This is a genomic window from Mesorhizobium sp., from assembly GCF_041661565.1.
Classification (GTDB): Bacteria; Pseudomonadota; Alphaproteobacteria; order Rhizobiales; family Rhizobiaceae; genus Mesorhizobium.
In genome coordinates this window covers 1-10,242 of the sequence record NZ_JBAZUD010000167.1, presented here as the reverse complement: position 1 = coordinate 10,242, position 10,242 = coordinate 1, and the positions used below count along the sequence as shown (strand labels likewise).

At 63.6% G+C, this 10,242-nt stretch carries 8 protein-coding genes; 7 read left to right on the top strand and 1 reads right to left on the bottom strand.

Going from position 1 to position 10,242, the window contains the following annotated elements; translation table 11 throughout:
* Positions 1 to 39: 39 nt before the first annotated feature.
* On the bottom strand, positions 40 to 1,704 hold the full coding sequence (locus WC739_RS22270) for a Na/Pi cotransporter family protein (RefSeq protein ID WP_372955159.1): 1,665 nt from the start codon (positions 1,702 to 1,704) through the stop codon (positions 40 to 42).
* Between the two features lie 315 nt (positions 1,705 to 2,019).
* Here WC739_RS22270 and WC739_RS22265 point away from each other — a divergent pair, with 315 nt between their 5' ends.
* The 7 genes from WC739_RS22265 to WC739_RS22235 all read left to right on the top strand — a co-directional run bounded on the left by WC739_RS22265 (position 2,020) and on the right by WC739_RS22235 (position 9,864).
* Positions 2,020 to 2,415: an RcnB family protein gene (locus WC739_RS22265; RefSeq protein WP_372955158.1), complete on the top strand. Its 396-nt coding sequence runs from the start codon at positions 2,020 to 2,022 to the stop codon at positions 2,413 to 2,415.
* A gap of 139 nt (positions 2,416 to 2,554) precedes the next feature.
* A complete protein-coding gene (gene dnaG, locus WC739_RS22260; RefSeq protein ID WP_372955157.1) occupies positions 2,555 to 4,501 on the top strand; it encodes a DNA primase in 1,947 nt (648 codons plus the stop codon).
* A gap of 516 nt (positions 4,502 to 5,017) precedes the next feature.
* On the top strand, positions 5,018 to 7,039 hold the full coding sequence (rpoD, locus tag WC739_RS22255; protein ID WP_372955156.1) for an RNA polymerase sigma factor RpoD: 2,022 nt from the start codon (positions 5,018 to 5,020) through the stop codon (positions 7,037 to 7,039).
* Positions 7,040 to 7,131: 92 nt separating this feature from the next.
* Positions 7,132 to 8,196, top strand: a complete 1,065-nt coding sequence (locus WC739_RS22250; RefSeq protein ID WP_372955155.1) for a DMT family transporter — start codon at positions 7,132 to 7,134, stop codon at positions 8,194 to 8,196.
* A 5-nt stretch (positions 8,197 to 8,201) separates the two neighbouring features.
* Positions 8,202 to 8,594 carry a thiol-disulfide oxidoreductase DCC family protein gene (locus tag WC739_RS22245; protein WP_372955154.1) on the top strand — a complete coding sequence of 131 codons (393 nt, stop codon included), beginning with the start codon at positions 8,202 to 8,204 and terminating at the stop codon, positions 8,592 to 8,594.
* A gap of 195 nt (positions 8,595 to 8,789) precedes the next feature.
* Entirely contained in the window at positions 8,790 to 9,461 is a 672-nt protein-coding gene (locus WC739_RS22240; RefSeq protein ID WP_372955153.1) for a PadR family transcriptional regulator, read from the top strand.
* Positions 9,462 to 9,567: 106 nt separating this feature from the next.
* Positions 9,568 to 9,864, top strand: coding sequence for an HlyU family transcriptional regulator (locus tag WC739_RS22235; RefSeq protein WP_372955152.1), 297 nt, complete (start codon positions 9,568 to 9,570; stop codon positions 9,862 to 9,864).
* Positions 9,865 to 10,242: the final 378 nt, after the last annotated feature.

Here is a 10,242-nt window from a genome sequence, read left to right as displayed (position 1 = left end):
ATCTCCCCCACAAGTGGGGAGATTGGCAGCTTCGATGCCTCAGCCCGCCTTCAACCGCGAGCCCGTCAGCAGGCCGCGCTCTTCCAGGACGGGATAGGCCATCGATGCCAGCAGCGAGTTGATCTGCTTGAGGTCGCGGATGGTGTCGAGGTGGATCGAGCTGGTCTCGACGCTCCTGGCGGTGCCGTCGCGCAGGCGCACGAAATGGCTGGCGCTGGTTTCCTTCTCTCGGGCGCGCAACTGGTCCTTTTCCAGCACGAGCTGGCGCGCGGTCTCGGGATCGCGCGACACCAAGACGTTGAAGGCAAGACGCGCGTTGGCCAGCACCGAGCCGTGGAAGGCGAACAGCTCGCTCCAGCCCTCTTCGGTGAATTCCAGCCCGCGCTCGAACTTCTTCTTCACATGCATCAGCATGTTGCGCACGATGATGTCGCCGACCTGCTCCAGCTTGACGCAGGCGCCGATCAGTTCCTGGCAGCGCAGCGCCTCGTCCTCGCTCAGCGGGTTCCTGGTCAGCTTGGCGAGGTAGAGCTTGATCGCCGCGTGCTTGCGGTCGACGCGGTCGTCGAGCGCTGCCAGCGCCTTGATCTTGTCGGCGTCGGCGCTTTCATAGAGCTCGATGATGCGCTTGAGCATGATCTCGACGGTCTCGCAGACCCGCACCACTTCGCGCGTGGCGTTGGCCAAGGCCTGGCTCGGCATGTCGAGCGCGCTTTCGTTGAGCGCGGAGAGCTCGATGACGTCGAGCGAGGCGGCCGGCGCCGGCTTGGTGCCGAGCGCCACGATCCTTTCCGAGGCGCGGTAGACGAGGCTGGCCAGAGGCAGCCCGGCCAGCAGGATCAGCACGTTGAACAGGATGTGGGCGTTGACGATCTGGTCCGCCGCCGTGGTGCCCAGGAAGGCGAAGCTCGGCCTGGCGATCATGACCAGGATCAGCATGACCAGGGAGCCCAGGCCCCGCATCAGCAGGTTGCCGATCGGCACGACGCGCACTTCGGGGCTCGACGAGCGGGTCAACATCGGCGCGATGATCGAAGAGCCCAGATTGACGCCGAGGATGAGGACGACGCCGAGTTCCGGCGTGATCAGGCCACGGCCGGCCAGCGTCGCCATCAGCAACACCGCCGCGATGCTCGACTGGAACAGCCAGGTGACGACGGCGGCCAGAAGATAGGCGGTGATGGAATCGCTGGAGAAGTAATTGAGGATCACCGGCAGCAGCTGGCTGTTGCGCAACGGCTCCGATGCCTGGCCGATCATTTCCAGCGACAGGATCAACAGGCCGATGCCGACCAGGATGCGCCCGGTCTGGCGCCAGTCGCGCCGCTCGGTGGCCATGAACATCACCGTGCCGGTGATCAGGCAGAGCGGCACCAGCAAGGTGAGATCGAAGGTGAGCAGCTTGACCACCAGGGCCGAGCCGATCTCGGCGCCGCGCACGGCGAGCTGGCCGGCGGCGCCGGAGACGATGCCTGAACCGGCGAAGGAGCCGACCAGCAGCGTGACGGCGGTGGAGCTTTGCAAGGCAATAGCAAGCCCGGTGCCGGCCAGCACCGCCATGACCGGATTGCGCATGGTGGCGCGCAGCCTATGGCGCAGCACGTCGCCATAGGCGCGTTCGACACCCGTCTTCACCATGCGTGTGGCAAAGAGCATCAGCGCCACCGCGCCGGCAAGGTGCAGCAGGACGACGGAGCCGCTCATGACCTGGGACGCGCTCCTTGCGGCGCGGCCATATGGTTCGACAGAGGAAGAATGCGAATCGCCAACATTTCGAGGACCGATATAACCTCCGATTACTTTTAGCCGGATAATAAGTTCTGTCCACCTTGGACGTTCCCCGGCGTGCGACGGAGCGTGTCGGAAACGAACGGCGGGCCGGCATCTCCGCCCGATCGATTGCATTAAATTGGCTCAGCTAAATGTTGGAATTCATTACAGATTTGTAATGCGGGCGTTCAGTTTGGGTTCATGCCCTTACCGCTACTCGTTGGATATCGACAACCAAGGAGACTTCCAATGAAACGCATTGTTCTTTCCGCTCTCGCTTTCTCGATGCTGGCCGCCACCTCGCTGACGGGCCAGGCCGCGCCGATGAACGCCCCGGCCGCGCCGCAGTCGAATTCTACCCAGGTCGACTGGCAGAAGCCGACCCATCGCGACGTGAAGAAGCGCGTCATCCAGAAGCGCGTCATTCAGAAGCGCGTTATCCAGAAGAAGGTCATCGTGAAGCGCGGCAACTGGCGCCATGGCCAGAAGTATTCCGGCTGGCGCCAGCATCGGCCGATCCGCGACTATCACCGCTACGGCCTGCGTCGTCCCGGCCCCGGCCAGGAGTGGATCCGCGTCGGCAATGACTATGTGTTGGTCAGCATCCTGTCCGGCATCATTTTCGGCGCGATCGCCGCGCACTAAGGCGTCGGCCTATTGCTGACAAAGCAAGGCGGCCCCCAACGGCCGCCTTTCTTTTGCCCTGTGGAAACCGGGTATGGCCCGTATTGGGGGTCGTCGGATTTCGCGGGCATGATTATATGGTGGGCAAACGAGTTCCCCGATGCGCTTTCCACCCGCCTTCCTCGACGAGATACGCGACCGCGTGCCGATTTCATCGGTCATCGGCCAGCGCGTCGCGTGGGACAGGAAGAAGACCAATGCGCCGCGCGGCGACTATTGGGCGTGCTGCCCGTTCCACGGCGAGAAAAGCCCGTCCTTCCATTGCGAGGACAAGAAGGGCCGCTACCATTGTTTCGGCTGTTCGGTCTCGGGCGATCATTTCAAGTTCCTCACCGAACTCGACGGGATGAGCTTTCCGGAGGCGGTCGAGAAGATCGCCGACATGGCCGGCGTACCGATGCCGGTGCGCGATGCGCAGGAGGAGCGCCGCGAGAAGGAGCGCGCCAGCCTGACCGATGTCATGGAGATGGCGACCGCCTTCTTCCAGGAACGGCTGCAGGGGCCCGAGGGCGCGAAGGCCCGCGCCTATCTTCGCGACCGGGGCCTGACGCCGGCGACCCAGCAGTCGTTCCGGCTCGGCTACGCGCCCGACAGCCGCAACGCGCTGAAGGAGCATCTGGCGGCCAAGGGCGTGCCGAAGGCCGATATCGAGGCGTGCGGTCTGGTGCGCCATGGCGACGACATACCGGTTTCCTATGACTGGTTCCGCGACCGCATCATGTTCCCGATCCCGGATTCGCGCGGCAAGATCATCGCCTTCGGCGGCCGGGCGCTGGCGCCGGACGCGCTTGCCAAATACATGAACTCGCCGGACACGGAGCTCTTCCACAAGGGCAATGTGCTCTACAATTTCGCCCGCGCCCGCAAAGCCTTGGCAAAAGGCGGCACCGTCATCGCCGTCGAAGGCTATATGGACGTGATCGCGCTGGCGCAGGCCGGTTTCGAGAATGTCGTGGCGCCGCTCGGCACCGCGCTCACCGAGAACCAGCTCGAGCTGTTGTGGCGCATGGCGGCGGAGCCGATGCTTTGCTTCGATGGCGACAAGGCTGGACTGAAGGCCGCATGGCGGGCCGCCGACATGGCGCTGCCGTCGGTGCAGGCCGGACGCTCGGCGCGCTTCGCGCTGCTGCCGGAGGGCAAGGATCCCGACGATCTGGTCAAGGCCGAGGGGCCGGACGCCTTCCGTCTGGTGCTGGCCGAGGCGCGGCCGCTGGCCGACCTGCTATGGATGCGCGAGACGGCCGGCGGCGTGTTCGACACGCCAGAGCGGCGGGCGGAGCTCGAAAAGACGCTGCGCGAATTGACCAGCCGCATCCGCGACGAGAGCCTGCGCTACCACTACCAACAGGAAATGCGCGAGCGGGTGCTGAGCTTCTTCGGCGCGCAGCGCGGTGCGCGGCAAGGCCGTCAGGGCGGACGCCAGGACTGGCGGCCGGGCCAGGGCAAGGCGGCAGCACCCGGCGGCCAGTTCGCCAAGGCCGGCGGCGGGCGCACCGCGATCACTGAAAGCCTCGGCCGTTCGGCGCTGGTCAAGCGCGGCAGCGAGGGCATGTCGGTGCGCGAAGCGACGATCATCGTCGCGCTGATCAATCATCCGGCGCTGATCGACGAGAATTTCGCCCATGTCGAATTTCTCGACCTCGCCAATTCCGATCTCAAGAGACTGCACGCGGCGATCCTCGACGCCATGGCGCATGACACGGCCAACGACCGCGACGCCGTGATCGCGACAATAGCGCGCGCCGGCTGCATGGAGATCTGGGAGCGGGCGGTCGGCCTGATCAGGCGGGCGCGGCAATGGCCGGCGCTGGAGACGGCCGCTCTTGACGATGCCCGCGACGCCCTGAACCAGGCGCTGCACTTGCAGCGCAGCGCGCGCACCTTACATAAGGAACTGAAAGAGGCGGAGGCGGCGATGGATGCGGATCCATCGGACGAGGTCTTCCGTCATATCGTCGAGATCCAGGCTCAATTGGATGATGTGCAAGCCAAGGAAGCGCTGATCGAAGGGTTCGGCGTGTCTTCGGGCAGGGCCGGTCGAGCCTGAGCATGATCCCGGAAATGGCAACATTTTCGGAAAAGATCCTGCTCGAACCAAGAGAAAGCTGGAGACTTGTTCCGGCCTCTCAGGGCGGAAAGGCTTCGGTACGAGCGCCAAAACACTTAGACGTTGTCGCGCTTCTGGACGGCGCGAAGCGGGCTAAGTCGGGTAATTGATTCGCTTTTTTCATGCGAATCATGCGAGAGGCGCTTGACCTTCTGGCGGAATGGCGGAATCAGGACGATTCGAAACGTTAACCCGAACCCGCGTCGACGGGAAACAAGCGATGTGGGGAACTGATCACTGGACAGGCACGCTGCCTGCCACAGATATCAGGGTTAATCTGGACTTAAGGCATGTCGCCCAAGAGTGGAAACCGGTTTTGGGACAACGGCATGCACCAGGCAAAGTCAATGCGGTTACTGGCCCGGAGAGGCGCGTTTCATATGCGAGCCCATCCGGTTTGACTGGTCCGACAGCTTACGCGGCTTCGATGGCAGCCGCTTGGAGAAGATAAAAACTATGGCGACTAAGGAAAAGGAAGAGGTCGAGACCGAACGCGAAGGCGCCACCGATGGGCCTCTGCTCGACCTTTCCGATGATGCTGTCAAGAAGATGATCAAGGCCGCCAAGAAGCGCGGCTATGTCACCATGGACGAGCTGAATTCGGTTCTGCCCTCGGAGGAAGTGACCTCCGAGCAGATCGAGGACACGATGGCGATGCTGTCCGACATGGGCATCAACGTGGTCGAGGACGATGAGCAGGGCGAGGAGCCCGAAGCCACCGACACCGCGGCCGATGCCGAGGAAGACGCCAACGAGCTGGCCGAACAGACCGGCACCGCCGTTGCCGCGACGACCACCAAGAAAGAGCCGACCGACCGCACCGACGATCCGGTGCGCATGTATCTGCGCGAGATGGGCTCGGTCGAGTTGCTGTCGCGCGAGGGCGAAATCGCCATCGCCAAGCGCATCGAGGCCGGCCGCGAGACGATGATTGCTGGCCTGTGCGAGAGTCCGCTGACCTTCCAGGCAATCATCATCTGGCGCGACGAGCTCAACGAATCCAAGATCTTGCTGCGCGAGATCATCGATCTGGAAGCCACCTATGCCGGACCCGAGGCCAAGCAGGCCCCGGTGGTCGAGCGGGTCGAGGAAGCCAAGGTCGAGGACAAGCCGCGCCGTTCGCGCGACGAGGAAGAAGATATCACCAACGTCGCCGCCGACACGCGCGGGCTGGTCGATGATGACGAGGAAGACGAGGACGAAGCCAGCCTGTCGCTGGCGGCCATGGAAGCCGAACTGCGTCCGCAGGTGATGGAGACGCTGGACGTCATCGCCGACACCTACAAGAAACTGCGCAAGCTGCAGGACCAGCAGGTCGAGAACCGGCTGGCCGCCGCCGGCACGCTGTCGCCCAGCCAGGACCGCCGGCTGAAGGAACTCAAGGACCAGCTGATCAAGGCGGTGAAGTCGCTGTCGCTCAACACGGCGCGCATCGAGGCGCTGGTCGAGCAACTTTACGACATCAACAAGCGCCTGGTGCAGAACGAAGGCAAGCTGCTGCGGCTGGCCGAGAGCTACGGCGTTCGGCGCGAGGAATTCCTGAAGGAATATCAGGGGTCCGAACTCGACCCGAACTGGACGCGCGCGATCGGCAATTTGACCTCGCGCGGCTGGAAGGAATTCACCAAGAACGAGAAGGACGCCATCCGCGACCTGCGCGCCGAGATCCAGCATCTGGCGACCGAAACCGCGATTTCGATCCTGGAATTCCGCAAGATCGTCAACCAGGTGCAGAAGGGCGAGCGCGAAGCCGCGATCGCCAAGAAGGAAATGGTCGAGGCCAATCTGCGTCTCGTCATCTCCATCGCCAAGAAATACACCAACCGCGGCCTGCAGTTCCTCGACCTGATCCAGGAAGGCAATATCGGCCTGATGAAGGCGGTCGACAAATTCGAATACCGCCGCGGCTACAAGTTCTCGACCTACGCGACATGGTGGATCCGGCAGGCGATCACGCGTTCGATCGCCGACCAGGCGCGCACCATCCGCATCCCGGTGCACATGATCGAGACGATCAACAAGATCGTGCGCACCTCGAGGCAGATGCTGCACGAGATCGGCCGCGAGCCGACGCCGGAGGAACTGGCCGAAAAGCTCGCCATGCCGCTCGAAAAAGTGCGCAAGGTGCTGAAGATCGCCAAGGAGCCGATCTCTCTCGAAACGCCTGTGGGCGACGAGGAAGATTCGCATCTGGGCGACTTCATCGAGGACAAGATGGCGATCCTGCCGATCGACGCGGCGATCCAGGCCAATCTGCGCGAGACCACCACGCGCGTGCTGGCGTCGCTGACGCCGCGCGAGGAGCGCGTGCTCAGAATGCGCTTCGGCATCGGCATGAACACCGACCACACGCTGGAAGAGGTCGGCCAGCAGTTCTCGGTCACCCGCGAGCGTATCCGGCAGATCGAAGCCAAGGCGCTGCGCAAGCTCAAGCACCCGAGCCGGTCGCGCAAGCTGCGCAGCTTCCTCGACAGCTGAGGATTGCCGGTTCTAAAAGATCAAGGGCGCTCGTCGAGGCGCCCTTTTTCATTTGAGCGTGGCCCTGCGCCATGCCGTGGTAGGATGCAGATATGTCGCAATCGCATTCTCACTCCCATCTGTGGCCCGGCGTGCCGCTTGCGCTTGGCTCGGCCGCGCTGTTCGGGGCGACGCCGCCACTCTCCAAGCTGCTGCTTGATACGGTCAATCCCTTCATGCTTGCCGGCCTGCTTTATCTCGGCGCCGGTCTTGGCCTTGCCTTGTATCGCCGGCTTCGAGGCAAGCAGGCCATGGACGGCGAAGCGCAACTGAGGAGCGGGGATATTCCCTGGCTCGCTTTGGCAATCGGCATGGGTGGTGTCGTCGCCCCCGTGTTGCTGATGTACGGCCTCAGCCTCAACTCGGCATCCAGTTCTGCATTGCTGCTCAACCTGGAAGGGCTGGCAACGATGGCAATCGCCTGGCTCGCCTATCGCGAGAATGTCGATCGCCGCCTGCTGTTCGGCGCTTTTGCCATTCTCGCCGGGGCGGTGCTGCTATCGTGGGATGGCAATGGCGTTGCCCTCAACCCTGGCGCCCTGCTGGTGGCGGGAGCCTGTGTGGCTTGGGGGATCGACAACAATTTCACCCGCAAGATCTCGGCGACCGACCCGGTGGTGATCGCCATGCTCAAGGGTCTGGTGGCGGGCGTCGTCAATGTCGGGCTGGCGCTTGCCGGCGGGGCTTCCTTTCCCGCGGCGTCAATCGTCGCGGCGACCGCGGCCGTCGGCTTCCTCGGCATCGGGGTCAGCCTCGTGATGTTCATCCTGGCGTTGCGCCATCTCGGCACAGCGCGGACCGGAGCCTATTTTTCCTTGGCGCCGTTTATCGGCGCGCTGCTGGCAATCGCCATCCTCGGCGATCCGCTTACGCTCAAGCTGGCGATGGCGGGCCTTCTGATGGGGGTCGGCTTGTGGCTGCATCTGTCGGAGCGCCATGAGCATGAGCACGACCACGAGGCACTGGAACACGAGCACAGCCATGTGCATGACGAGCACCACCAGCACCATCACGACGGGGCGGTCAGCGAGCCGCATTCGCATTGGCACCGGCATGCGCCGATGCGCCACCGGCATCCGCACTATCCAGACCTGCATCATCGGCATGGCCACGGCTGAGGATGATGCTCGAGCAAGGGACCAGTCCTGAACTGACCGTCTGGTACAATACGCGCTGCCCGGTCTGCGATGCCGGCATTGGCCTGCAGAAGCGGCGGCTCATCGAAGCCATAAGGGCTGGTCGCATCGAATTTCGCGACATCAATCTGGAGCCGGCAGCCCTTGCCCGTTTTGGCGCCTCGCTGGAGGACATACGCCGGCGGCTGCATGCGACCGATGCACAAGGCGAATTGCTGGTCGGCGCCGATGTTGCGATCGCGGTCTGGAAGGCAACGCCGGGCGAGGGCTGGCTGGCAACGCTGTTCGGCAATCCGATCGCATTGCCGCTGACCCGCTTTGCCTACGACCGTTTCGCCGACCTGCTCTACGCCTGGAACCGGCGCCGGGGCCGCTGGTGATCCTTGCCCGTCGCATCGCGTCGACGCCGTCCGCAAGGGCGTTCAACGTGAGCCGCCGTCAAATGGCCGTTGTTCTGGCTCGGCGCCAGAACGCGCATTGGCACGTACTCAGATACATCGTAAGATATATCTTGACCCGCTCATCTTGATTGCTTAGTTGAGATATATCGTAAGATACAACTCAAGGAGCAAATCATGCATTACGAACACAATCATTTCGGCGAGCGCATGTTCATGCACATGGCCGGCAAGTTCGGCGGTCGCGGCGGCGGTTCCGGCCCGTTCGGCGGCCGGGGTGGCGGCGGCCGCGGCGGTCCGGGCGACCTGTTCCGCGCCGGGCGCATGCTGGCCGACGGCGACCTCAAGCTGATCACGCTGTCGCTGCTGGCCGAGGCGCCGCGCCATGGCTACGACATCATCAAGGCGCTGGAAGAGCGCACCAGCGGCATCTACAGCCCGAGCCCCGGCGTGGTCTATCCGACGCTGACCTTCCTGGAAGAGGCCGGCTATGCCGCCTCCGCTGCGGACGGCAACAAGAAGGTGTTTTCGATCACCGAGGCGGGCCAGGCGCATCTTGCCGACAACCGCGAGATGATCGACGGCGTGCTCGACCACCTCGAGCGCTTCGGCCGCAAGATGGCCAAGGCGCGCGACTGGTTCGGCTGGAACGACGACGGCGAGGGCCGGCACGAGGGCAGGGGTGGCCGTGGCGGCCGTTCCGAAGCCCGCGACGAATTCCGCGCCGTGCGCCACCGGCTGCGGGCGGCGCTCGGCGACTTCGTCGACGCGTCACCCGAAAAGCAGGCCGAGGCGATCGCCATCCTCGAAAGCGCCGCCGAAGCGCTGGAAGCGCTGACGCGCAAGTAACCGGCCTCGGCTTCGCCGGCCACTTGCCCGTTCGGCCAAGGACCGATAGTGAAATTCATCCCGCGCAACCCTAATTGTGCGGGATGAATGCTGTTGGAGGAAGCCCATGTCTTTTCTGAAGCGTCTTTTCGGCGGTGGCGGCGGTGGCGAAGCTGCCGGACCGACGAGCGCGGCGCCGGCCAAGCAGGTCGAGCACAAGGGCTTCCTGATCAGCGCCACGCCCTACAAGGCGGAGGGCCAGTACCAGACCTGCGGCATCGTCTCCAAGGAGATCGACGGCGTGGTGAAGGAGCACAAGTTCATCCGCGCCGACCGCTTCGCTGGGCTCGACGACGCCGTCGACATCTCGATCAAGAAGGGCATGCAGCTGGTCGACGAGCAGGGCGAGCGGATCTTCGGCTAGAGCAATTCGCCGTCTCGCGGAAACAGCAAACCGCTCTAACTCTTTGTTTCAACGCAATTCCCAAGGGAAAGCGCTTGCGCGCTTTTCCCGGCGGACCATGAAGCGTGATTGTTCGGGAGCCGGCATTTCGAGTTTTCCTAGGATGCTCAGTCTTGTCGGTTTCGATCACGTGAGGTTGAGCCCACCATCGGAGAGCAAAATCTCGCCCGTCAAATAATCCGATTGCACGAGCATCATGACAGGTCGCCGACTAGCTTCTCGATCAGCTCACCCACACACCGTCGTCCTTGCCGGTAAGCCTATGACGCTGACCGCATCGGCGCTGATCGAGGAACAAGGCGCTACGCCCGAAATCCCGGCAAAGAGCAACAGGCGTTG

Bases quoted from the DNA above. Each gene is read 5' to 3' on its own strand.
- WC739_RS22270 (WP_372955159.1), bottom strand. From the start codon at position 1,704: ATGAGCGGCTCCGTCGTCCTGCTGCACCTTGCCGGCGCGGTGGCGCTG.
- WC739_RS22265 (WP_372955158.1), top strand. From the start codon at position 2,020: ATGAAACGCATTGTTCTTTCCGCTCTCGCTTTCTCGATGCTGGCCGCC.
- dnaG (WP_372955157.1), top strand. From the start codon at position 2,555: ATGCGCTTTCCACCCGCCTTCCTCGACGAGATACGCGACCGCGTGCCG.
- rpoD (WP_372955156.1), top strand. From the start codon at position 5,018: ATGGCGACTAAGGAAAAGGAAGAGGTCGAGACCGAACGCGAAGGCGCC.
- WC739_RS22250 (WP_372955155.1), top strand. From the start codon at position 7,132: ATGTCGCAATCGCATTCTCACTCCCATCTGTGGCCCGGCGTGCCGCTT.
- WC739_RS22245 (WP_372955154.1), top strand. From the start codon at position 8,202: ATGCTCGAGCAAGGGACCAGTCCTGAACTGACCGTCTGGTACAATACG.
- WC739_RS22240 (WP_372955153.1), top strand. From the start codon at position 8,790: ATGCATTACGAACACAATCATTTCGGCGAGCGCATGTTCATGCACATG.
- WC739_RS22235 (WP_372955152.1), top strand. From the start codon at position 9,568: ATGTCTTTTCTGAAGCGTCTTTTCGGCGGTGGCGGCGGTGGCGAAGCT.